The sequence below is a fragment of the Cohnella lupini genome, assembly GCF_003386205.1.
Classification (GTDB): Bacteria; Bacillota; Bacilli; order Paenibacillales; family Paenibacillaceae; genus Cohnella; species Cohnella lupini.
In genome coordinates, this window is record NZ_QRDY01000011.1 from 46,638 (window position 1) to 68,752 (window position 22,115).

Here is a 22,115-nt window from a genome sequence, read left to right on the forward strand (position 1 = left end):
AATTCAAAATTTTATACTTTCTGATATTGCAAGTAAAACGGTTCCGCCGTCCTTGGACGGCAGTAAACGTTTGTATCGAGCGATCGGATGGGTATATAAACTAGATTCCATATTTCCGATCGTTATGTTAGTAAAGCGATAACGTCGCAAGCGTCATCTTAACCTACCGATAACGAGGTCAACGCCGACGCCGCGGCCGAAGCGAATTCATCGCCGCGGAACGCAAAAATGGAAAGCAAGAACAGCGCGGAGACGATCACGAAAATAACCATGCAGATGTTCGAAGAAACCTTCTGCGCGCGCGGTCCAATGGTAATGCCCCAGCTCACAAGGAATGCCCAGAGACCGTTGGAGAAATGGAACGTTGCCGCGATTACTCCAATGACGTAGGCCGTAACCGTAAGAGGATCGCTAAGAATATTATTCATGTGCTGTCCTAATTCCTCATGCGTAACATTGCCCAGCATAATCTGGACTCGCGTTTCGTAGAAATGCCAAGCCACGAAAATAAACGTGATTACACCCGTAATCCGTTGCGCGGTGAAGGCCCAGTTCCGACCGTAGCTGAATCTTCCGGTGTTCACGTTGGATTGGTAAGCGATGTACAGTCCGTAAACTCCGTGGAACAAAATCGGAAGCCATATCACGAACAATTCCACCCAGAAAACCAGAGGAATGCTATTCAGAAAGTTGATGCTTTTCGAAAAGCCCTCCTGTCCTCCTTCAAAGGCGGTATAGTTCGCCACCGCATGCTCGATTATGAACAATCCGAGCGGGATTACTCCGAGCAACGAGTGAAGCTTTCTCGGTAAGTAGGAATTACCTTTACTTGCCATGTCTGTGTTGATCTCCTTTCGCATCCGTGCTTAGACTCAGATAACGATTATGCAATATCTTGCCATTCGTCACCATTTGTCACCGCTTTTAAGATTACTCTATTTTCGCTTATAATGGAACTGCTTATTTAATATTAAAACTTATACCAAATACGCATAAGGGAGCGGGCTAAAGTGCTTGAAGATATGAGGTTATTCGCAACGATCGTGGAACAAACGAGCCTTAACAAAGCCGCGGAGAGATTGAATCTGTCCCAACCCGCACTCTCCCGTCGCCTTGCCAGGCTTGAATCCGAGCTTGAGGTCGACTTGTTCCGGAGAGTCGGCAAGAGACTGGAATTGACCGCCGCCGGTCAAGTGACCTATGAATTCGCATTGGAACTGCGCCGCTTTCATGGCACTTACCTTCAGAAGCTGAACGCTTTCAAGTCTTCGGAAGCGCCGCTTGCCACGATAGGCGCGAGCTTGACGACTCTTCAGACCACATTGCCCGAATTGATTACCGCGATGACCGAGAATCACCCGAATTTGGAGATTAAGGCGATTACGGGCAAATCCCATGAAATTGCCACGCTGGTCAAGGAGCGCAAGGTCGATTTCGGAATCGTCGCTTCCTCCGTTATCGACGACCCTGCCATTACCAGTTTACCCTTATTCGACGATCATCTCATCCTCGTCCTTCCGCGTACGCACTTTATATTGGAAAGAACCCATCTCGAGATGGCGGATTTAGACGGCTTGCCGATGATTCTGTTCGCTCCCGGCACCTGGTACAGGACGATGACCGACGAGTTATTCCGTAAATACAATCTTAAGCCGGACGTAAGAATGGAGATCGATTCCTTCGAAGCGATCATTCGCTTATTATCCGCGTGTCGCGCCGGAACATTGCTTCCGAAATCGTATCTTCGCGATCAAGTTCTGCAGGACAACGACCTGTATCTCGTGCGTATCCGCGAGCTTGAGGAAACGAAGAGAACGACTTCCTTAATTCATGGGGATCCTGCCTGGCTTCCCCCTTCCACCCGCTACCTAATCGAGGAAACCACTGCCTATTTCGCTCGCCGCGACAATCATCATTAATCTTAAGCGCCACACGGGTTTAAGCCTTGTTTCCTTTACTTACCGGTTTTAAAGACAGAGCTCGTGTGGTAACCTCTTACAGAATCAAAATCCGGCCAAAACCGTTAGGTGCGGGGGAAAATATCGAAAGTGCATGTCCGGTTGTTTAACCGTAAAAAGCACTAGGGGTGAATCGCGTTAAGCGTAGGGCTGATCTCCCAGTCCGAATCCGACAGCTAACCTCGCCGGCCCAACCAGGAGGACACTATTTAAATGATATACAATTGGAAAAAGCTTACCTCTCGATCCGCGGCGCTTGTACTGGGCGCGACTTTGCTCGTTCCCGCATTGACCGCGAATGCGGCAACGCCTTATTCGGCAAAGGACGGAGATACGTTTTGGAAGCTATCCAAGCAGTTAAACGTCCCGATGCAGCAACTCGTTGCGGCGAATCCGAAAGTCGATCCGCAAAATATTTACGCGGGACTGAAGATCGTCATTCCAAGCAATTCTTCGACCGTTTCCAAAATGGAAACGAAAGAAGCAGCGACGGTCGAGCCGGCAAATCCGGCGCAGTCCGTGACTACCGTAACCGGGCAATCCCTCTCCTTCTCCAAAGTGATCGACATTAAAGCGACCGCATACTCGGCTTCCGCCGAAGAGAACGGTAAATGGGGCTCCGTCGACTACTTCGGCAACGCGCTCAAGCTCGGAACGATCGCGGTCGATCCCACTGTCATTCCTTTCGGAACGAAAGTTTATATTACCGGCTACAACTTCGCCGGCTTGCCTGCGGGTGGACTAGTCGCCACCGCAACCGACAAAGGCGGCGCGATTAAAGGCAATCGCATCGACATTTTCGTCCCTGGCACAAGAGATTTCGTCATGGGCTTCGGCAACCAAAGCGTTAAGGTTTATATTTTGAAATAACAAGGCAATAACCAAAGGCTATCCAGGCGCGATCCACCTCGCCTGGATAGCCTTTGCCCATTCACCCCTTTCTCTTCTCGGGAATGGCCAGCAATTCCGTCAGCGTAACGGGCTCGTAATCGTGTTCTCGGAGCCAATCGATTATTCTCGGCAGAGCTTTCACGGTACCGGATAAATTCTGCCCCTCTCCTCCCCCGGCGTGCAGCAAGACGACGGAACCGGGCTTAACGGAACGGGTCACGTTTTTGAACACCTGATCCGAACTCAACTGGCGCCAATCCGACGAATCGACATCCCAATTGACAACCGTATACCCCGTCATTTTCGCCCACTCCAAGTGCTTCGGCAATATTTCTCCGTATGGTGGACGAACGAGTCGCGGTTTAAACCCGACGATTCCATCGATTGTTTTCTCCGCCCGATAAATTTGCTCTTGCACTTTGTCGAAAGGCAGTCTGGAGAAATCCGGATGGCTGTAGCTGTGATTCCCGATGTTATGGCCCTCTCGGTGGATACGCCTTACAATATCGGGATGTTTCATGCTGCGCGTACCGACGACGAAGAACGTCGCCTGAACCTTCTTGGCTTTAAGCACGTCCAACACCTTCGGCGTATATCTCGGATCGGGTACGTCGTCGAAAGTCAACGCGACTTTACGCGAGCCCCGCGAAGCGGACAACACGAAGACGCCATCGTATTTACGCTGCAATTCGGACCAGGAGCCCCCCGTGGTCTTCGGCTTAACGTGCGCTCCCGCTTCCGAATAATTCCCCCCCGACGACAAAAGGGTGACGGCGCCCACCAGCACCATCACCGCTTTTTTGCAACGCGACATCGTCATCTTGCCATCCTCCCCATTCTATCTCTCGTCTTATCTATATCCTGAGCGAATGGGATGGTTTTCATTCAATGGGAGTTGAATCCTTTTCCTCCAGCCCCAACTTTCGGGCCAACCAAGCGGAAGTGCTTGCTTGAACGAGAATCGTGAATACGACCGCCATTAGCACGACCGCGGCAATTCGGTCCGCGTATGGAATACCGCTTGCAACGATGATACCGGACAGCGCGGCGGGTATAACCCCGGTCTCCCTAACCCAACACATGAACAACATTTCCTTCCAAGTCCATCGCGAACGCAGATCCGGCAAGACGGAAGCGAATACCGTAAGCGGTCTAGCGATGAACACGAGAATAGCCACGACCGCGAGCGAAGGCCATAAGTATTCGCCCAGAAGGGAAAAGTCGACTTGGCTTCCCAATAAAATGAAGATAAACATCCGCATCATGACGGAGGCGTTGTCCGCGACATGTCCCATTTCCTTCTGTTTGTCCGGAACGGACAAACCAAGAAGATGCGCGTTCCCCCATACGAGCCCAGCAGTAAAAGTAGCCATCAATCCGCTAACGTGAAGCATGTCTCCAGCCAAATAAGCTGCAAGCGACACGGATATCATCGATATCGCCGCGTATTCGCGAAACCAGCCCCAGCTAGCGTGGGCAACCAAGAAAACAACGATGAAGGATATAACCAATCCGACCGCAATTCCGCCAAGCGCCGTTCTTAGAAAATCATAAGAGATTTCTCCGATGTTCAAGGATTGTCCTCCGACAATGGCAGCAAGCAAAGCGAACGTCAGAATCGATCCCGTCGCGTCGTTAAAAGCGGATTCGCTTTCCACCGTTTCCCTTAAGCGCTCCCTAACCTTCACCTGTCGAAATACCGGGATAATCGTTGCCGGATCCGTGGAAGAAATGACGGCTCCGATCAGCAGCGAGGTCATCCAATCCAGACCGAATGCTTCATGCGCGACGTAGCCGCAAAGCCCTGCCGTAATTACGACTCCGACCGTACTCAGCAAAGTAACGGATACGGCAACCTTTTTCAAACCATGCCACCGAATGTTGCGTCCGCCATCGAATAGGATCAACGCGGATCCGACCGCCAAAATAAGCTGATTCGTAAGCGAGCTGCTTTGCTCCGCTATCAGGTGCATCCCTTGTCCTAGCAGCATTCCCGCTCCAATAAATAACACGACGTCGGGCAGCCTCAACCACTTAGCCACTCTGCCCGAGATGATTCCGATACCGAAGACGATTAAGACCAGAAGCAAGACGTGGCGTACCGTTTGCATAACCTCGTTATCCATCTATTCTTCTCCGCTCCGTTCACATGGCTAACAAAACGACCGGGCTATTGTCCGATCGATTCTTGGAATTGTTCGATTTGCTGGTTCGTGCCGATAACGACCATGACGTCGTCCGTAGACAAAACGTCCTTCGCTACCGGGGCGATAATGATTCCTTTAGGCTTATTGATCGCCACGATGCTGCAGCCGAACCTTCCCCTTGGATTCACGTCGTCAAGAGACTTGCCCGACAGGCATTGCGGTACCGCAAGCTCCGCAATCGTGTACTTCTTCGAAAGCTCGATATAATCGAGTAAATTCGGCGATACAAGCTGATGAGCGACCCGGATACCCATATCCCGTTCGGGATAGATGATCCTATCCACTCCGACCCGTTCCAGAACCCGCCCATGCAAGTCGGATACCGCTTTGGCGACGACTTTCTTCACCCCAAGATCCTTCAATAAAATCGTAGCCAGTATGCTCGCCTGAATATCGTCGCCTATCGCAACGACGCCGCAGTCGAAGTTGCGGGCGCCGATGGAACGCAGTACCTCTTCTTCTGTCGCGTCGGCGACGACGGCATGCGTGAGAATATGGGAAAGCTCTTGGACCTTCTCCTCGTCGCGATCCACGCCGAGAACCTCGTAGCCCAGCTTGACGAGCTCCTCTCCTAAGCTCGAGCCGAAACGACCTAGCCCTATGATGACGAACTGATTCATTTTCATTTGTTTATAATGTCTCCTACCCGATTATGATTTTGCCTTCCGCATTGCGGTATAATGCGCGCCCCTGCTTCGGACCAAGCGCGTAAGTCAAGGTTAAAGGCCCTAATCGGCCGATGAACATCATGAGGATAATAATAATTTTGCCGGCCACTGTCAGTTGTGCCGTTAGCCCCATCGACAATCCGACTGTTCCGAACGCCGAGGTGACTTCGAATAGGATCATCAGAAACCCGTGATCCTCCGTTGTCGATAAGATCATCGTCACGAGAATAACGAGTCCGAATGCGAATAGCGTAACGGTTAACGCCTTGTATACCCGCTCTTGCGCCAGTCTGTACCTGAACAGCACCACGTCCTCTTTGCCCCTTATCATGGCCGAGACGGCTCCGACCAAGGCCGTGAACGTCGTCGTTTTGATTCCTCCCCCCGTTGAACCCGGAGACGCCCCTATGAACATGAGAATTACGATGATGAATTGGGTCGCCTGCCTTAATGCGCCGACGTCGACGGAATTGACCCCGGCCGTTCGGGGAGATACGGACTGCATGAACGCGGCAAATATCTTCTCGCCGAATCCTAGCGGCCCCATCGTGCGCGCATTCGTAAACTCGAACAATAGAATAACCGCCGCTCCCGCCACGATCAAAAACCCGCTCATGCTTAGCACGACTTTCGAATGTAGGGATAATTTCCGCTTGGGATTACGAATTTCAACCAAGTCCGCCAGCACGACGAATCCCAAACCGCCGAGAATGATAAGCAGCATCGTTACGACGTTGACCAATGGGTCGCCCACGTAATCGACAAGGCTGCGATAGTCGCCCATAATATCGAATCCGGCGTTGTTAAAGAAGGATACGGCATGAAATACGCCCTTGTAGATCGCTTCGCCGACGGGCATATCGAACATGAACCTTATCGCGAACAGGATCGCGCCCGTGAGTTCGATCGTGAGGGAGTAAACGACGACTTTGCGCACAAGTCGGATAATCCCTTCGACGCTTGACTGGTTTAAGGCTTCTTGAAGCACGAGCCTTTCTTTCAGCGAGATTCGCCGTTTAAGCATGATGGCGAATAAAGTAGACATGGTCATGAAGCCTAGCCCGCCGATTTGAATCATCGCCAGTATGATGATTTGCCCCGCCGTCGTCCAATAAGTTCCCGTATCGACCACCACAAGCCCCGTTACGCAGGTTGCCGAAGTCGCGGTGAACAAGGCGTCGATAAATCTCGGAGCAGCTCCCTGCAAGTGAGAGAAGGGTAACATGAGCAAACCGGCTCCCAGAAAAATAATGGCGGCGAATCCCAGAACGAGAATTCTCGGCGGGGAAGCTACGATGGAACGAAGCAACTTGCGCAATGACGTTACCTCCTCGGTTATCCAATAATGATCTTGCCCTCCGCATGGCGATAGAGCAATCGGCCCGGCTTAGGCCCGAGCGCATAGGTTAACGTCAGCGGACCAAGCCTTCCAATGAACATGAGGAAAATGATCGTGAACTTCCCGGATGTGCTTAAATCGCCCGTTAATCCCATCGATAAACCTACCGTTCCGAACGCTGACGTGGCTTCGAACAATATTCTCAAGAACGCCGCATCCTCCGTCGTCGCCAAGATCATCGTCCCTAGCATGACGATACCGATACAAAACAAGGTGACCGTAACCGCCTTATAAACCCTCTCCTGAGCCAGCCTCAGTCGGAACAGCACGACATCCTCTTTGCCGCGAATCATAGCCAGCACCGCTCCGACCAGAACGGCGAACGTCGTCGTCTTGATCCCGCCGCCCGTCGAGCCCGGAGATGCGCCTATGAACATTAAGATGATAATAAAAAACTGCGTGGCTTGTCTGAAAGTGGAGATATCCACGGTCGTTACTCCGCCCGAACGAGTGGTAACGGACTGGAAAAAGGAGACGAGCATCTTTTCGCCGAAGCCGGAGCTTCCGATCGATTGACTGTTCGTATACTCGAAGATGAAAATAATGGCGGCCCCGATCACGATCAATCCCGCAGACATGCTAAGAACGACTTTCGTATGTAAGGAAAATCTCGATTTTTTGCGAAATTCGAACAAGTCGGCCAGCACGATAAACCCGAACCCTCCGAGAATGATCAGAACCATCGAAACCACGTTCATATACAGATCGGTGGAATAATCGGAGAAGCTGCTAAAATCGCCCGATAGATCGAAGCCCGCATTATTGAAAATGGATATGGAATGGAAAACGCCATGGTAAATCGCTTTGCCCAACGGCATGTCGAACGCGAAACGAAAAGTATACAAAATCGCTCCGACCGTTTCCAAAGCTAAGGCGTAAATGATGACTTTTCTGACTAATCGGACAAGCCCTTCGATGCTGCCTTGATTCAAGGACTCCTGCAGGATGAGTCGTTCCTTAAGCGAAATTTTTCTTCTTAGAATCAAAGCGAATAACGTCGCCATAGTCATGAAACCGATTCCGCCGATTTGAATAAGAAATAGGATAACCCAGTGCCCGAACGTGGAAAAATAAGTGCCGGTATCGAACAATACTAGCCCGGTTACGCACGTCGCCGATGTCGAAGTAAACAATGCGTCGATAAAGGACATGCTTTCGCCCTCCACGGACGATATCGGCGATCTCAATAATAGAGCCCCGATGAAGATTATGAAGGAGAATCCCAACAACAAAGTTCTTGGAGGGGATACGCCGAACCACCGAACCGTTTGTCTAATCAAGTCAGTCACCTCTACTGCTTATTCACGTCGTTTTGCGGATTTCAAGCAACAAAAAAAACACTGGAACCCCAGTGCTTCGATTTCGCACGCGAGTCCTGTTCGTAATAGCCTACGAGGTTAGCTGTCGGGTTCGGGCTCGAACAGGCCGCCCTATCCATCGCGCATATCGCGCGCTTTGGAATTCACCCCGGAATCTCCGAATACATTAGACTTGTACGCGCGAGATCGGTTGGTTCCCCCGTTTTCTTCTTAAAGAAATTCGGCTGGTTATTGAATTGTTTTACGGTTTCAAGACGTACTTAGGAATTATATTCTTTCCATCAAAGGGGGACAACACCAAAAAGGGGGCAAACCGACTCGTTTGAACGATTTTAGCATGAACATGCTCAAGGATATGCCCTCGGACAGTGATTATCGTTCCTTTTCCTTTCATTTTCGGCGAAAATGAGAGATACTTGATGGAAATTAAGGCAGTCATTAGATTAAGCACACTGTATGCGTTTACTTGAGCTTCTATTGCATAAGGAGAGATGCTTTTTGAATCGTTTGGGATCCTCCCAGTTGGATAAACGGTGGATTTGGGCGTCGGCCGTAGGTTTTGTACTCTTTCTATTCATCCAAGTATTCCCCGTGACCGGGCAATTGTTCAACATGGATGTTCAGCACGTAATGACGCGATCGGAAGCCGAAAATAAAGCTATTGAATGGGCAGGCGACCGGTTCGGAATCGAGCCCGCGAGAATTGATGAAACCACGGTTACGCACCTGTCGGATGGCGATACGACGGGATATTTGTCCAAATACGAATTGTTCGGGCAATACGACAAGCAATGGTCCGCGAGCACTCCGACCGACATTTACGTTGTCGAACTGCGATCAAGCGATTTCGACGGCAGCTTGCTCTTATCGATGAATATGGAGACCGGGGCTTTGGTCGCTTGGCAGCAGCTCGGCGTTTCTTCCTCAACGACGACCGGAGCGGCCGAAGCGAGTCTTAGCAATGAACAATTCGCCGCCCGCGCGATTCAATATGCCGCATTCTGGGGCGTTAATCCAAGCGATTGGAAATGGGCGGGCGTTCCGGACGAAGAAGGCTCCGTTACTTACTCCTCGCGGAAAGCCGACATCGGGGAAGCTAAGCTATGGCTTAAAGTGTCGATGCCGAAGGGATTCGAATCGACGGCTTCCTCCTTTCCGCCATGGCAAGGCGGGTCCGTCGTTTACGGCGTGGATTTACCCGAAGCGTTCACAGGCTACATTAATGTTCAGGAAAGTTGGGCAGCCAAATTATCCGTGCTCGGATTCATTCTTCCTCAGATCGTGTTGTTTATCATCGCCATCATCTATACCGGAACGCATGGAGGACATACCTCTTATCGCAGAGGCATTTTCTTGTCGGTGCTGTTCTTCGCGCTATACGCAGGTCTTACGTTCAACATGCTTCCGGGACTCCGCGCCGGAACATGGGAAGAAGGAATCAGTCTAGGCAATAACCTGAATATCGTCTTCAGCTTGATCACCTACGGGGCGATGGCCGTGCTCACTTATTTCTCCGCCGTCGGAGGGGACGGGTTATGGAAGTCGATGGGGCGCTCATTATGGCCGAGATGGAAAGAGTCCGGATACGGCGAAGCCGTGTTAAGAAGCATGCGCGAAGGATACTTCCTCGCCTTCATTCTGCTTGGTGCCCAATCCTTCATCTTGCTGGTGCTCGAGAAATCGTTAGGCTCGTTCGCCTCGTCGGACGCCACGCAATCCATGTACAATATGAGCATTCCGTTATTGTTGCCATTGTTGGCTTGGTGCGCGGGAATATCGGAGGAGTTGCAGAGCAGGTTGTTCGGTATCGGCGTATTCCGAAGTTGGTTCGTGGGAGGCGCGCGCAAGCTACTCCGTCGCGAGCCGTCGCGCAGAACGACGATCATCCTGACGACGATCGCGATCGTTCCTCCCGGATTGCTATGGGCTCTTGGCCACGTCGGCTACGCCATCTATCCGGTGTATACGCGGGTTATCGAGCTTGTTCTCATGTCGTTCCTGTTCGGTTGGTTCATGCTCCGATTCGGCATTATCACCGTTATCTTTGCCCATGTCACCTTGGACGCGATCCTTATGGGCATGCAGATGATGTTCGACGGCCTTCCCGGAGACTTCCTCGGCGGCGTCTTCAGCATGCTCATGCCGGGTCTCGTAGGTATCGTCATTTGGTGGCTGCATCGAACGCTGCGGGGCAAGGCAGCTCTATCCCGAACTTGAAATGCCCGGCATCGTGAATCAAATACGCTTTACCGCCGTGCAGCTCCGCTATGCCTCGCGTGATCGACAGCCCTAAGCCCGCTCCGGCCCTTAGATTGTCGATCGAGCGCGAACCATCGATTTTATAGAATCGATCGAACAGCAACGTTTCCTGTTCCTTGCTTATCGATTGCCCGTCATTTTCGACCGTAATCATAACGCTTTGATCGCTTATGATCAGCGAAACCCTCATTACCCCTGGCTTGATCGAAAATTTCAAAGCGTTCATCAGCAAATTATCGATCGCTCTCCTCATCTGCTCGGGATCCATCCTCATGAATAACGGGCGATCGGGCAACTCCAAGTTCAGGAAAATTCGTTCTTCTTCAGCAAGAGGTTGAATTTCCGCGACCATTTGGATCAACATCTGCTTGAGGTCGATCGTTTCGAGCTCCAGCTTCGCCCCGCTATGGTACAGACGCGTATATTCGAACAATTCGTCGATAAGGTTTTTCAACTGCCTCGCTTTATTATGGGTATTTCCGATAAAACGCTCGAATTCGGCTTCATCGCGATACCCTTTCTCTTTTAACAACTCCAAGTAACCGATAATGCTCGTCAACGGCGTCCTTAGATCATGGGACACTCCGGTGATCAGCTCCATTTTCGATTTCTCCGCGTCTCTCTCCTTCTCCATCAGGCTTTCGAGCTTTTCGGCCATCGCGTTGATATGCTCGGCTACCTTGCCCAGCTCGTCTTTCCGAACGGTAGGTATCCGATGATGGAGATTCCCTGCCGAGATGACGGTTAAGCCATCGGATAACGTCCGCATGAACTTAATCGTATGGCGGGTAAACAACATGAACGAGACGGCGAATGTCCCTATGAACACGATTACGGATACGGGTACGTCGAACACCAAGCCAATTGGGATCGAGATAGATACCACGGAGCTCGTCGCTATGCTGGCAATGAACGCCCATATCATTTGAACCCGAATGCTTTTTCGTCCGGACAGAATCGACCAGAAGTTATTTTTCAATTTTGTACCCTACTCCCCATACCGTCTTTATATACCGGGGCTCCCGTGGATTATCCTCGATCTTCTCGCGGATATTGCGAATATGGACCATGACCGTGTTTTCCGAATACCCCGACGGTTCATCCCACACCTTCTCGTAGATTTTATCGGCATGGAAGACTTGGCCTCTGTGGCTGGCCAACAGCTCCAGGATGGAAAATTCAAGCGGAGTCAAGGAAACGGCCTTATTGTTCACCGTCACCTGATGCTGGGCGATATCGATGACCAAATCGTTGACGTGAATAACGGAACCGCCTGCTTCGTTCTTGGAGACGATGCCCTGTCGGCGAAGCTGTGCTTTTACTCTTGCCATTAATTCGAGCGGACTGAAGGGCTTGGCGACATAGTCGTCCGCGCCGGTCGATAACCCCGTGATTTTATCTATATCTTCTTGCTTCGCGGATAACATGATGATGGGAATGTTCATCGTCTCCCGGATCTTAAGACATACCTTGATTCCATCCATATCCGGCATCATGACATCCAGAATAACGAGTTGAACGGGCTCGTTCGAGATGACCTCTAACGCATCGATGCCATTCCCCGCTTCCAGAACTCGATATCCTTCATTCCTCAAATACACATGAATGACGTCCCGGATTTCGGAATCGTCGTCCACGACCAGGACGGTTTGTTTGCTCATGGGAGACTTTCCTTCCTTTCTCGCGATCTCGTCGATCGAACGATAACGAATACGCTCCCCAGCACTGCGATGAGCCAGAGAAGGGTGGAGCCGTGACGAATTAGCGCTTCTTCGATATCCCGAATATGATTGCCCGCATAATAGCCCAACAAGAAATAGATCAACGTCCAGACAAACCCCGAACCATAAGCGTATACCGCGAGTTTACCGTAGGGCATCTTGTTCATACCTGTCAGGTAGGGCATCAGATGCCTAATCAAAGGAATAAAATAACTCAGGCTTAATCCGATCCCATCGTATCTTTTCGACCACTTACCCGATAATCCCTTTCCGATCCTCCGATTGCCTAAGCTCATAAGCCGTTTGACGATGGACGGACCAAATAGCCTGCCCATCGCGTACCCGAAGGATATGCCGGATACGACGCCGGCGTAAGTAGCCGCGAACGCCGGAAGCGGCAAGAAATACCCAGTACCGGCGGCAACACCGGCCGTCATGACCACGATTTCGTTCGGCACTGGAATTCCAATGATCCCTAAGCATAATGCCAAGAACATGGCGGCATATCCGAATTGCCCTATCCACTGGTCCAACAGGCTACTTTCCATCGCGTTCGTTCCCTTTCCTGCAAATATATACGAAAGCGGGAGGGAAATTCAACGGCACGAGCTTGATTCGCTCGATAACGAAATGCTTCGATAGTTGTTTCTTCATTTGAAGCGAATATTGAAACGCCACGAATAGCCCTCCCGGCTTTAATCCGTTCACGATTTGCTCAAGCAAACTATCTCTGAACGCTTGCGGGAAATTATAAAACGGAAGCCCGCTGAGAATGCAATCCAATTGGCCCTGAGACTGACCGTCGCTGCCCAGAACCCGATCCAAATGAACGGCGTTCGCGGCATGAACGAAATCGGGATAATCCATCCTTAGCTTTCTTCGCATGCCCGAGTCCTTCTCGAAAACGTACACTCTGGCATCTGGCGATACGTTGCGCGCGATCGCTTCCGTAATGACTCCTGTTCCCGCTCCCAATTCGGCTACCTTTCGCACATTATGCCAAGGTACGGCCCGTACCATGCTTCCCGTTAAATGCCGCGAGCTAGGAATGACGCTACCGATTTCCTTGGGACTGCCCATGAATTTCCGCAGAAACAACCGGGCTTCTTTGCTTACGATACGCATATCAATCAGCCTCCTCGTCAGCCGCTTATTGATACCCATGCGATCCGACGAGCTAATCTTATCTAATAAAAATAAGGAACGACCCGAGGAATTTCTGAAGATTTAATAAAGAAAAGAAAGCCATTGGTCCAAGAACGCGCAAAAAAACCGCAACCTCGTGCGGTTGCGGTTTACACGTTATTAAGGCGTTTCGACTTATTGTTTAATCTGATTGGGACTTGTATTCACGACCGCGGCAACCATTCTCTCGTTTTTGAACATTTGGGATTGACATTGGGCGCACACGGGAGCAATCGAAAACGAAAAATTGTCCCTCATCCATCCTTTGCAGTTCTCATCCGCGCAAGACCATATTTCCGTTAATACCTGAGGTATATCTTCTATCGGTCTTTTCCGTGAATAATACATTTGCATCCCTCTTTCTAAAGTCGATCTAATGATGATGCGATAGAAAATGCCCCAAACGAGAAGTTCGGGGCATGAGACTTAAATTTACAGTTTTACGACATTTTCGGCTTGCGGTCCGCGGTTGCCTTGAACGATGTTGAATTCAACGCGTTGACCTTCATCCAACGATTTGTAGCCGTCGCCGACGATTGCGCTGAAATGTACGAATACGTCGTTTCCGCCTTCAACTTCGATAAATCCGAATCCTTTGTCGCCGTTAAACCATTTCACTGTACCTTGTTCCATACTGATTACCACCTTATTGTTCTTAATTACATGACCTTTTATTTACCTGTGGAAATAAAAAATTCACATATCGTACAAGGTTATTAATAGCACTAAAAGAATAACCCTCTACGCTATGTGAATTAAGTTGTCGCTTCAATATATTGATTGTACCACACTCGGCCGCCGAAAGCAATTTTACGTTTCGGAAATCCGCGCATTGAGCAGCTGTCGCTTATAAACCGTTGCTACAGCTGCTTTTCTCGAAAATTTATCGCATGCTTTATTCCGCGTTTAAGGTCTCGAGTATTCGTTGCGCAAGCGCCTCCCCGATGGATACCGCCTTGAAATCATCGATGGAAGCTTCTTTGATGGCCTTCAACGAGCCGAAATGGCTAAGCAATTGTTTGCGGCGCTTCTCGCCGATGCCGGGAATAGCGTCCAGGCGCGAAGCGATCATCGATTTGGCCCGCTTCTCCCTATGGAACGTAATCGCGAAGCGGTGAACTTCGTCTTGAATGCGCTGGAGCAAATAAAACTCCTGACTGTCGCGAGGCAACGGTATGACCTCCGGCGGATCTCCTATGAGCAGCTGCGCCGTGCGATGCTTGGCATCCTTAGCCAACCCGCACACGGGAACGTCCATGCCGAGCTCGTTGATCAGCACGTCCATGACCGAAGCGATATGTCCTTTACCGCCATCCACGACGATCAGATCTGGCAACGGCAAGCCCTCCTTCAGTACTCGCTCGTAGCGGCGGCGGACGACTTCCCTCATCGTTTCATAATCGTCCGGACCTTGGACGGTCTTTACGTTGTATTTACGATATTCCTTCTTGTCGGGCTTTCCGTTCGTGAACACGACCATGGCGGAAACGGGTGACGCCCCCTGCATGTTCGAGTTATCGAACGCCTCGATCCGATTAGCGCTCGGAATGCCGATCCATCCGGCCAAGCCTTCCACGGCCTTCACGCTACGCGATTCGTCGCGCTCGATCAGCCGGAATTTCTCTTCCAACGCGACGCGGGAATTGTCGCAAGCCATCGCGACTAGCTGGCGTTTCGAGCCTCTCCTCGGCACGGCTACTTTGATTTTCAGCCACCGGCGCAGAGATTCCCCCACTTCAGCCGCCTCTCCCTCTTCAGCGATCTCTTCTCCGAAGTCTTCCTTTGTTTCGGAAATCAAATTCGGCTGTGCATCCGATTCCTCGACGGGAGAAGATGCATCCGCAGTAACGGTATCAGCTGCCGTTTGACTTCCTTCCGCTTCCGAAGCTCCCGGAGGAGCAGGCAATAGCATCTCGCGGGGAAGAGCCGGATTGTCGCTGTAATATTGGGTCACGTAGCTCAGGAAATCCTCGTACGCCTCGCCGTAATAAGGAAATACGGACACGTGGCGTTGGATCATTTTGCCTTGGCGCATATAGAGAATTTGCACGCACATCCAGCCCTTGTCGGTCGAATAGCCGAAGACGTCCCGGTCCATGGCATCCGCCATATTGATCGTCTGCTTCTCCATCAGAGCTTCGATCGCTATGATCTGGTCGCGATACTCCCTTGCCCGTTCGAATTCCAAGTCCTCGGCGGCGACTTCCATTTTACGCTTCAGTTCCTTCTTGATATCCGTGTGACCGCCGTTCAGAAACCGAGAGATCTCGCCGATCATGTCGTCGTAAACCTTCTGCTCCACCGGATACTCGCAAGGCGCCACGCATTGCCCCAAGTGGTAATACAAGCAAACTTTGTCCGGTAGCGTATTGCACTTACGCAACGGGTACAACCTATCCAGAAGCTTCTTCGTTTCCTGCGCGGCATACGCGTTGGGGTATGGGCCGAAATACTTGCCCTTGTCCTTCACGACTCTCCGCGTTACCTCTAAGCGAGGGTGAGCCTCGTGCGTGATTTTCAGATAGGGGAACGATTTGTCATCCTTCAACAGCACGTTGTAGCGAGGAAAATGCTCCTTGATCAAATTGCATTCCAAGATAAGCGACTCCGTGTTACTTGCCGTGACGATATATTCGAAATCGCGGATTTCCGAAACCAACTTTTGCGTTTTGCCATCGTGGCTTCCAGAGAAGTAAGAGCGCACGCGATTTTTCAGTACCTTGGCTTTCCCTACGTATATGATCTTGCCTTCGTCGTTTTTCATTAAGTAGCAGCCCGGCTGGTCGGGAAGCAGCGCCAGCTTGTGGCGAATATTGACCATCGCCTTCTCTTGGCTGACGGAAGGATTCAGGATGTCCATGAACGGCACCTCCTCTAAGCGGAATGAATATCGGGCAGAACACCCGTTCTTCTCATTGTAGCACAGCTTGGGGTTTCATGACTTCACCGGATTTCGGATGCGGCAAACTTCGCAAACTTGTCACCGGCGTCATGCAGGAATACTTTACAACAAAAAGCGATGTTGGGTATACTATACTTATCGAATGTGTCAGGAGGCTTCCCATGGAAAACGTTAGAGATCCCCGCCAGCACATCAACGAAGAGCCGCGCGACGATTTTATGGATACGGCTATCGGCTTCGGGGCCATGTTCGGCTTCATGCTCGTTGTGTTCGCTGCAGCGGTAATCGTTAAATTTGTTATTTCTTAATCAATGGCATTCAACCAGTAAAGCCGCCAGGAGCATTGCTCCTATGGCGGCTTTTGCTTTAGTTTAGTTCTTCTCTTTATTCATCCTAACAGAAAAGCAGCCCTTCTCTCGAAGGACCGCGCGATTAAATTCTTCTTATATATCGTCGGAAAACAGCGACCTTCGTTCTATTGGGCTTCGTTCCGCTCCTGCTTGACGACGCGAATGGACGAATCGTCGTAGCGTTTGCGTTCCTTGCGCTCGATCTGCACGATTCTGCCGTCATGCACGACGATGTTTACCTCTCCGTATTCCAAACCGTTTACCTGCTCGGCAATACGACCCAACCAACGTTCGTCTACTTCTACCGGTTTCGCCATCTCGTTTCCCTCCTGAATGGAATGATCCCATCGTTAGTTTAAGTATTAGGTTTATTGCTCCTGATGCATGCGACTCTCCAAAATGGATTTAGCGACGAGAGTTATGATCGCGAGCAACATCAGCAGAGAAGCAACGGCGAAAGCAGCGCTGAATTGGTACTCGTTGTACACGATTTCGATGTGCAGAGGCAGCGTGTTCGTCTCTCCCCGGATATGCCCGGATACGACGGATACCGCTCCGAATTCCCCCATCGCTCTCGCGTTACAGAGGATCATGCCATACAGGAGCCCCCATTTGATATTAGGCAACGTGACTTTGAAGAATACTCTCCATCCGCGCGCGCCAAGACTGACGGCCGCTTCTTCGTCTTGCACGCCTTGTGCCTCCATGAGAGGAATGAGCTCTCTGGCTACGAAGGGAAACGTAACGAACATAGTAGCAAGAACGATACCCGGCGTTGCAAAAATAATATCGATATCATGTTTATCCAGCCAAGGCCCCAAGAAACCTTGGGCGCCGAACAAAAGCACATAGATGAGCCCACTCACGACAGGGGATACCGCGAAGGGTAGGTCGATTAAGGTGACTAGCAGGTTTTTGCCGCGAAACTTGAACTTCGTGATCGCCCAAGCCGCGGCAACGCCGAATATCGTATTTAGCGGAACTGCTATCAATGCGGTGATTAACGTCAATTTAAGCGCCGACATCGCGTCCGGATCGGTTAGCGCGGATAAGTATGCTTCCCAGCCTTTACGAAACGACTCCGCGATAACGGAGACCATGGGAAGAATGACGATAAGCCCTATAAAAAGAAGCGAGATGCCGATTAAAACAAAGCGCACGGCCTTTGATTCCGTCAAGTGAGGCTTAGCCGGCTGGCTTTTCCCCGATCGGGGATTCGTAACGATTCCCGCCATTTCCGGTTACCCTCCTTTTACGGTGCGAAGGCGGCGATTGCTCCACCTTTGCAAGATGTTGATCATGAGAAGCAATACGAACGAGATGAGGAGCAGCACGACCGCTACCGCCGCCGCTTGCGCGTATTCGTATTGCTCGAGCTTCGTGATAATAAGCAGCGGCGCGATCTCGGTTTTCATCGGCATGTTGCCGGAGATGAATACGACTGATCCGTATTCGCCGATTCCGCGAGCGAACGCTAGCGCGAAACCCGTTAATAGCGGCGGGATCAGATCCGGCAATATGATCTTGAAGAAGGTTCTCGCCCGGTAGGCTCCGAGAAGCACCGCGGCTTCTTCCATGTCGGACTCCATATCCTGCAGGATCGGTTGAACCGTCCGGACGACGAACGGAATCCCGATGAAGATGAGCGCCAGCGTAATACCGATCGGCGTGTAAGCTACCTTTATGCCTAAAGGCTCAAGCAGGGAGCCTACCCAGCCTTTAGGCGCGTAGATCGTCGTTAGCGCAATGCCGGCGACGGCCGTAGGCAACGCGAACGGCAAATCGATCAAGCCGTCCACGATTTTCTTGCCGGGAAACTTGTAGCGCACGAGCACCCAAGCCAACAACAAACCGAATACCAAATTTACCAGCGCCGCGAAGAAGGCGGTCAACAAGCTTAACCGATAGGAGGCCACGACCCGGGGATCGGATACCGTATCCCACCATTCGGCGGGAGAAAGTTCGGCCGACTTGATGACAAGCGCGGCCAACGGAATAAGAACGATCAGGCTCAAGTACAGGACGGAAAATCCCAATGTAATCGATAATCCCGGCAATACCCGGTCTTTCTTGCGAATTAATGTCATGTGCCCGCCCTAACTCCTCTTCCGGCCCTTTGTTAGGAACCCGGCGTGTATATTTGGTCAAACGTTCCGCCGTCGGCAAAGTGCTTCGCTTGCGCTTCCGCCCAACCGCCGAAGTCTTGATCGATCGTCAATAAGTTTAATTGTCCGTATTGATCCTTGTATTTATCGGCGACCGATTGAAGGCGAGGACGATAAAAGTTCTTGGCAGCGATTTCCTGACCTTGTTCGGTGTACAAATATTTCAGGTACTCTTCCGCTGCCGCGCGGGAACCTTTCTTGTCGACGTTCTTGTCTACGACGGCAACCGACGGCTCAGCCAGGATGCTGATCGAAGGCGTTACGATTTCATAGTCGTCTCCGAACTCTTTCAACGCGAGATAAGCTTCGTTCTCCCATGCCAGCAACACGTCGCCGATTCCTTTTTCAACGAAAGTCGTCGTCGAACCGCGCGCTCCGGTGTCTAAGACGGGAACGTTCTTGAATAACTGCTTGAGGAAGTCCAGCGTTTGCGCTTCGTCGTATCCAAGCGTTTTCGTAGCGTACCCCCATGCTGCTAGGTAATTCCAACGCGCTCCTCCGGAGGTTTTCGGATTCGGAGTGATAACTTCGATGTCCTCTTTAATCAGATCTCCCCAGTCCTTGATTCCCTTCGGGTTGCCTTTGCGTACGAGGAATACGATGGTCGATGTGTAAGGCGTGCTGTTCTGCTCAAAGGATTGCTGCCAATCGGGCTTGATTAAATCGTTGGCTGCGATCTCGTCGATGTCGTATCCGAGCGCCAACGTTACGACGTCCGCTTCCAATCCGTCGATAACCGCCCTGGCTTGCTTACCCGATCCACCATGCGATTGTTTGATCGTTACCGTGCCGCCTGTTTTGCCTTTCCAGTATTCTGCGAAGCTTTTGTTGAATTCTTCGTAAAGCTCGCGAGTCGGATCGTACGACACGTTCAGCAGTTCGATATCTTTGGGAGCTTCGCTAGCGGGACTAGATTCGCCTGCCGGAGTCGATGCGCCTGATTCGGAAGCCGGTTGATTGTTGCCGTTATTCGATCCGCATGCTGACAATACCGAGATAATCAATGTCGCGATAAGGACGAGACGGAGGGTTTTAAATGTTGTCATTCTCATACACCCCTAGAATTAATTTAGTTTTGAATTCGTGCATTTAGACCCGGATGGCCGATCCGTAGGTCCATGATACCACCTGTATTCCTACTCTTTTTATAATTACTACCCGTTTAGTTGGTATTGGAGCAATAATAACAGTTGATCTTGCCTACTGTCAATAAATACTATAAAAAATAACGATAAATAATTTCGAATATTTGGTACAAATGTTAAGCTTGCGGCAAACGACTGTAGTGAATGATTGAACAAGAGCTTGAGCATGCTCCATGAGTCCAAGTTATTCACTCGGAATTAGCAGGGTTAGGTAGGATTAGAGGGGCCTTGCCGCTTTAATTCATCGAATTTGGTACTGTAGGTGGATTTAGCGCGGTTCTGCCGCTTTAATTCATCGGATTTGGTACTGTAGGTGGATTTAGCGCGGCCTTGCCGCTTTAATTCATCGGATTTGGTACCGAAGACGGGTTTAGAGCGACCTTGCCGCTTTAATTCATCGGATTTGGCACTGTAGACGGGTTTAGAGGGTCCATGCCGCTTCAATTCATCGGATTTGGTACTGTAGACGGGTTTAGAACGACCTTGCGCTATAAATGAGCGAGTACCCACGAGTAAACGGCAAAAGTCAGGTTAATTGCGAGGAATGAATGGTTTCAAGCGGTTTAGCCCGGCGGAGTCGGGTTACTTGCGAGGAACAAGCACGCTCAGGCGGTTTAGCCCGGCGCAGTCGGGTTAATTGAGTGGAATGATCAGGCTTAAGCGAATTAGCCCGGAGAAACCGGGCTAATTCTGTCACGTTCCGCGACTTACGGGAATCAACTTCCCCGGTGATTGCGGCCGCGAACGTGAATGACGTCGACGAACGGACGAACCCGGTCCATTAGACGCTGTCCTTTGTGCATTTCCTCGCCTTCCTTATGGGTAAAGCTGAAATGCCGTTCCAAGTCCTCCAAATCATGATTGGAAGTATAGAAGGTCGGCTTGCGGTTCATCCGGTGATTGAGAATAGCTCCGAGCACATGATCCCTGACCCACGGGCTCAAATTCTCCGCTCCGATATCGTCGAAAATAAGTAAATCGGCTTCTTTCATCAAAGAAAGAGTTTCTTTCAGCTTCTGAGGCTCGAACATAAGAGCTTTCGCATCCTCGACGAACTCCGGCATGTACACGATTACACCGGAGAAACCTTCCCTGGCCAGCTTTTGCAGTAGATAACCGGCCATATAGGTTTTACCCGTTCCGAAGCTACCTTGCAAATATAAGCCTTTCTTCTGCAAACCTTGGCTCTTCGTTGTCCGGACATAGTTCAATAATTCGTGAATGGCTGGTTCCCGATTGGCATCCTGCAGCATTTCCGTTTCATCGTAATTTTCCCTATAGACAGCCTCGTCCACGTAAAAGCTTGAAATTCTGCGGCGGATTTGTTGTTGCTGCTCGTTGGCTGTCCACTTGGAACACGCAGTTTTGTAATCATTTAATTGCCACCGTCCTCCCACTTCCGTGCATTGGATTCCAGTGGAATGTCCTTGCATATCATTGGGGCATTTATCTAAGCCCGGGCATTCCTTACATGCCCGAGCTTCCGATGTCATCTGGTAAAGCCTATTCAGATTAATCTTCAGCACATGATCGTCCACCTCGGGGTAACGGGAACGCAATTTCAGTACCAACGGATCGTTCAGCACTTGGTTGGCTATCTTCTCCGTTTTCTCCAATCCTTCGATGACCGGCATTCTTCGAAACGCTTCACCTATTGATTCCATTCCCGTTCCCCCTAGATTGAATGATATCTTAACCTTGACCTCAATCAAAGCCCGCTAATTACGTAGACTAACTCCGCCCACCACTCGCCAACCGAGCGAGATAGCTAAGTAACTTCGTTAACTCCGCCCACCACTCGCCAACCGAGCGAGATAGCTAAGTAACTTCGTTAACTCCGCCCACCACTCGCCAACCGAGCGAGATAGCTAAGTAACTTCGTTAACTCCGCCCATCACTCACCATCCGAGCAGAGATAGCTAAGTAACTTCGTTAACTCCGCCCAT

General features: G+C 50.7%; 22 protein-coding genes and 2 riboswitches. Of the genes, 4 read left to right on the forward strand and 18 right to left on the reverse strand.

The features are described from left to right. Positions 1-158: 158 nt before the first annotated feature. On the reverse strand, positions 159-836 hold the full coding sequence (locus tag DFP95_RS17900) for a succinate dehydrogenase cytochrome b558 subunit (RefSeq protein WP_115994032.1): 678 nt from the start codon (positions 834-836) through the stop codon (positions 159-161). 174 nt (positions 837-1,010) lie between these two features. Between DFP95_RS17900 and DFP95_RS17905 the strand changes: the two genes are divergently transcribed. Together DFP95_RS17905 and DFP95_RS17910 are read left to right on the forward strand one after the other, a co-directional pair. Then, positions 1,011-1,919, forward strand: coding sequence for a LysR family transcriptional regulator (locus tag DFP95_RS17905; RefSeq protein WP_181907498.1), 909 nt, complete (start codon positions 1,011-1,013; stop codon positions 1,917-1,919). 83 nt (positions 1,920-2,002) lie between these two features. Continuing rightward, a riboswitch (cyclic di-AMP (ydaO/yuaA leader) is annotated at positions 2,003-2,164 on the forward strand. Between the two features lie 7 nt (positions 2,165-2,171). Further along, complete coding sequence (locus DFP95_RS17910; protein WP_115994033.1) at positions 2,172-2,828, forward strand: 3D domain-containing protein; 657 nt, start codon at positions 2,172-2,174, stop codon at positions 2,826-2,828. A gap of 61 nt (positions 2,829-2,889) precedes the next feature. Here DFP95_RS17910 and DFP95_RS17915 read toward each other — a convergent pair whose 3' ends face one another. The 5 genes from DFP95_RS17915 to DFP95_RS17935 form a co-directional block, all read right to left on the reverse strand. Continuing rightward, complete coding sequence (locus DFP95_RS17915) at positions 2,890-3,669, reverse strand: polysaccharide deacetylase family protein (protein ID WP_115994034.1); 780 nt, start codon at positions 3,667-3,669, stop codon at positions 2,890-2,892. A gap of 61 nt (positions 3,670-3,730) precedes the next feature. Further along, positions 3,731-4,975: a cation:proton antiporter gene (locus DFP95_RS17920; protein ID WP_115994035.1), complete on the reverse strand. Its 1,245-nt coding sequence runs from the start codon at positions 4,973-4,975 to the stop codon at positions 3,731-3,733. A 44-nt stretch (positions 4,976-5,019) separates the two neighbouring features. After that, the gene (locus tag DFP95_RS17925; RefSeq protein ID WP_115994036.1) at positions 5,020-5,682 is read right to left on the reverse strand and encodes a potassium channel family protein; all 663 of its coding nucleotides are present in this window, start codon (positions 5,680-5,682) and stop codon (positions 5,020-5,022) included. 16 nt (positions 5,683-5,698) lie between these two features. After that, entirely contained in the window at positions 5,699-7,042 is a 1,344-nt protein-coding gene (locus tag DFP95_RS17930) for a TrkH family potassium uptake protein (protein WP_245987717.1), read from the reverse strand. A gap of 17 nt (positions 7,043-7,059) precedes the next feature. After that, positions 7,060-8,400 (reverse strand): TrkH family potassium uptake protein, encoded by a 1,341-nt coding sequence (locus DFP95_RS17935; protein WP_115994165.1) that lies wholly within the window; start codon positions 8,398-8,400, stop codon positions 7,060-7,062. Between the two features lie 94 nt (positions 8,401-8,494). Further along, positions 8,495-8,678: riboswitch (cyclic di-AMP (ydaO/yuaA leader) on the reverse strand. Between the two features lie 262 nt (positions 8,679-8,940). Here DFP95_RS17935 and DFP95_RS17940 point away from each other — a divergent pair. Next, positions 8,941-10,659, forward strand: a complete 1,719-nt coding sequence (locus DFP95_RS17940) for a CPBP family intramembrane glutamic endopeptidase (RefSeq protein ID WP_115994037.1) — start codon at positions 8,941-8,943, stop codon at positions 10,657-10,659. Here DFP95_RS17940 and DFP95_RS17945 read toward each other — a convergent pair. From DFP95_RS17945 to uvrC, 7 genes are all read right to left on the reverse strand, one after another. Beyond that, a complete protein-coding gene (locus DFP95_RS17945; RefSeq protein ID WP_115994038.1) occupies positions 10,604-11,680 on the reverse strand; it encodes a sensor histidine kinase in 1,077 nt (358 codons plus the stop codon). The two genes, DFP95_RS17940 and DFP95_RS17945, sit on opposite strands and share 56 nt — an antisense overlap. Further along, positions 11,670-12,362 (reverse strand): response regulator transcription factor, encoded by a 693-nt coding sequence (locus DFP95_RS17950; protein WP_115994039.1) that lies wholly within the window; start codon positions 12,360-12,362, stop codon positions 11,670-11,672. Before DFP95_RS17950 ends, DFP95_RS17945 begins: the two co-directional genes overlap by 11 nt. Continuing rightward, complete coding sequence (locus DFP95_RS17955) at positions 12,359-12,970, reverse strand: DedA family protein (RefSeq protein WP_115994040.1); 612 nt, start codon at positions 12,968-12,970, stop codon at positions 12,359-12,361. The genes DFP95_RS17950 and DFP95_RS17955 overlap by 4 nt, the downstream gene beginning before the upstream one ends. Beyond that, complete coding sequence (locus DFP95_RS17960) at positions 12,960-13,547, reverse strand: class I SAM-dependent methyltransferase (protein ID WP_115994041.1); 588 nt, start codon at positions 13,545-13,547, stop codon at positions 12,960-12,962. Before DFP95_RS17960 ends, DFP95_RS17955 begins: the two co-directional genes overlap by 11 nt. A 195-nt stretch (positions 13,548-13,742) precedes the next feature. After that, a complete protein-coding gene (locus DFP95_RS17965) occupies positions 13,743-13,961 on the reverse strand; it encodes a cold-shock protein (protein ID WP_342768255.1) in 219 nt (72 codons plus the stop codon). 78 nt (positions 13,962-14,039) lie between these two features. Continuing rightward, a complete protein-coding gene (locus tag DFP95_RS17970) occupies positions 14,040-14,240 on the reverse strand; it encodes a cold-shock protein (protein WP_115994043.1) in 201 nt (66 codons plus the stop codon). A gap of 262 nt (positions 14,241-14,502) precedes the next feature. Beyond that, the gene (gene uvrC / locus DFP95_RS17975) at positions 14,503-16,467 is read right to left on the reverse strand and encodes an excinuclease ABC subunit UvrC (RefSeq protein ID WP_115994044.1); all 1,965 of its coding nucleotides are present in this window, start codon (positions 16,465-16,467) and stop codon (positions 14,503-14,505) included. A gap of 203 nt (positions 16,468-16,670) precedes the next feature. On the opposite strand from uvrC, the gene DFP95_RS17980 reads away from it, so the two are divergent. Then, on the forward strand, positions 16,671-16,817 hold the full coding sequence (locus DFP95_RS17980; RefSeq protein WP_115994045.1) for a YqzM family protein: 147 nt from the start codon (positions 16,671-16,673) through the stop codon (positions 16,815-16,817). Positions 16,818-16,984: 167 nt separating this feature from the next. On the opposite strand, the gene DFP95_RS17985 is transcribed toward DFP95_RS17980, so the two are convergent. The 5 genes from DFP95_RS17985 to dnaI all read right to left on the reverse strand — a co-directional run bounded on the left by DFP95_RS17985 (position 16,985) and on the right by dnaI (position 21,833). Then, the gene (locus tag DFP95_RS17985; protein ID WP_115994046.1) at positions 16,985-17,176 is read right to left on the reverse strand and encodes a YezD family protein; all 192 of its coding nucleotides are present in this window, start codon (positions 17,174-17,176) and stop codon (positions 16,985-16,987) included. Positions 17,177-17,227: 51 nt separating this feature from the next. After that, entirely contained in the window at positions 17,228-18,094 is an 867-nt protein-coding gene (cysW, locus tag DFP95_RS17990; protein WP_115994047.1) for a sulfate ABC transporter permease subunit CysW, read from the reverse strand. 6 nt (positions 18,095-18,100) lie between these two features. Then, positions 18,101-18,946 (reverse strand): sulfate ABC transporter permease subunit CysT, encoded by an 846-nt coding sequence (gene cysT, locus DFP95_RS17995; RefSeq protein ID WP_115994048.1) that lies wholly within the window; start codon positions 18,944-18,946, stop codon positions 18,101-18,103. Positions 18,947-18,978: 32 nt separating this feature from the next. Continuing rightward, positions 18,979-20,070, reverse strand: coding sequence for a sulfate ABC transporter substrate-binding protein (locus DFP95_RS18000; RefSeq protein WP_245987718.1), 1,092 nt, complete (start codon positions 20,068-20,070; stop codon positions 18,979-18,981). A gap of 815 nt (positions 20,071-20,885) precedes the next feature. Then, the gene (gene dnaI, locus DFP95_RS18005; protein ID WP_115994050.1) at positions 20,886-21,833 is read right to left on the reverse strand and encodes a primosomal protein DnaI; all 948 of its coding nucleotides are present in this window, start codon (positions 21,831-21,833) and stop codon (positions 20,886-20,888) included. Between the last annotated feature and the right edge of the window lie 282 nt (positions 21,834-22,115).

What these genes read in the sequence shown, in the direction of transcription:
- DFP95_RS17900 (WP_115994032.1), bottom strand. Translation starts at nt 836, where the DNA reads ATGGCAAGTAAAGGTAATTCCTACTTACCGAGAAAGCTTCACTCGTTG.
- DFP95_RS17910 (WP_115994033.1), top strand. Translation starts at nt 2,172, where the DNA reads ATGATATACAATTGGAAAAAGCTTACCTCTCGATCCGCGGCGCTTGTA.
- DFP95_RS17915 (WP_115994034.1), bottom strand. Translation starts at nt 3,669, where the DNA reads ATGACGATGTCGCGTTGCAAAAAAGCGGTGATGGTGCTGGTGGGCGCC.
- DFP95_RS17920 (WP_115994035.1), bottom strand. Translation starts at nt 4,975, where the DNA reads ATGGATAACGAGGTTATGCAAACGGTACGCCACGTCTTGCTTCTGGTC.
- DFP95_RS17925 (WP_115994036.1), bottom strand. Translation starts at nt 5,682, where the DNA reads ATGAAAATGAATCAGTTCGTCATCATAGGGCTAGGTCGTTTCGGCTCG.
- DFP95_RS17950 (WP_115994039.1), bottom strand. Translation starts at nt 12,362, where the DNA reads ATGAGCAAACAAACCGTCCTGGTCGTGGACGACGATTCCGAAATCCGG.
- DFP95_RS17955 (WP_115994040.1), bottom strand. Translation starts at nt 12,970, where the DNA reads ATGGAAAGTAGCCTGTTGGACCAGTGGATAGGGCAATTCGGATATGCC.
- DFP95_RS17960 (WP_115994041.1), bottom strand. Translation starts at nt 13,547, where the DNA reads ATGCGTATCGTAAGCAAAGAAGCCCGGTTGTTTCTGCGGAAATTCATG.
- DFP95_RS17965 (WP_342768255.1), bottom strand. Translation starts at nt 13,961, where the DNA reads ATGCAAATGTATTATTCACGGAAAAGACCGATAGAAGATATACCTCAG.
- DFP95_RS17970 (WP_115994043.1), bottom strand. Translation starts at nt 14,240, where the DNA reads ATGGAACAAGGTACAGTGAAATGGTTTAACGGCGACAAAGGATTCGGA.
- uvrC (WP_115994044.1), bottom strand. Translation starts at nt 16,467, where the DNA reads ATGGACATCCTGAATCCTTCCGTCAGCCAAGAGAAGGCGATGGTCAAT.
- DFP95_RS17980 (WP_115994045.1), top strand. Translation starts at nt 16,671, where the DNA reads ATGGAAAACGTTAGAGATCCCCGCCAGCACATCAACGAAGAGCCGCGC.
- DFP95_RS17985 (WP_115994046.1), bottom strand. Translation starts at nt 17,176, where the DNA reads ATGGCGAAACCGGTAGAAGTAGACGAACGTTGGTTGGGTCGTATTGCC.
- cysW (WP_115994047.1), bottom strand. Translation starts at nt 18,094, where the DNA reads ATGGCGGGAATCGTTACGAATCCCCGATCGGGGAAAAGCCAGCCGGCT.
- cysT (WP_115994048.1), bottom strand. Translation starts at nt 18,946, where the DNA reads ATGACATTAATTCGCAAGAAAGACCGGGTATTGCCGGGATTATCGATT.
- DFP95_RS18000 (WP_245987718.1), bottom strand. Translation starts at nt 20,070, where the DNA reads ATGACAACATTTAAAACCCTCCGTCTCGTCCTTATCGCGACATTGATT.
- dnaI (WP_115994050.1), bottom strand. Translation starts at nt 21,833, where the DNA reads ATGGAATCAATAGGTGAAGCGTTTCGAAGAATGCCGGTCATCGAAGGA.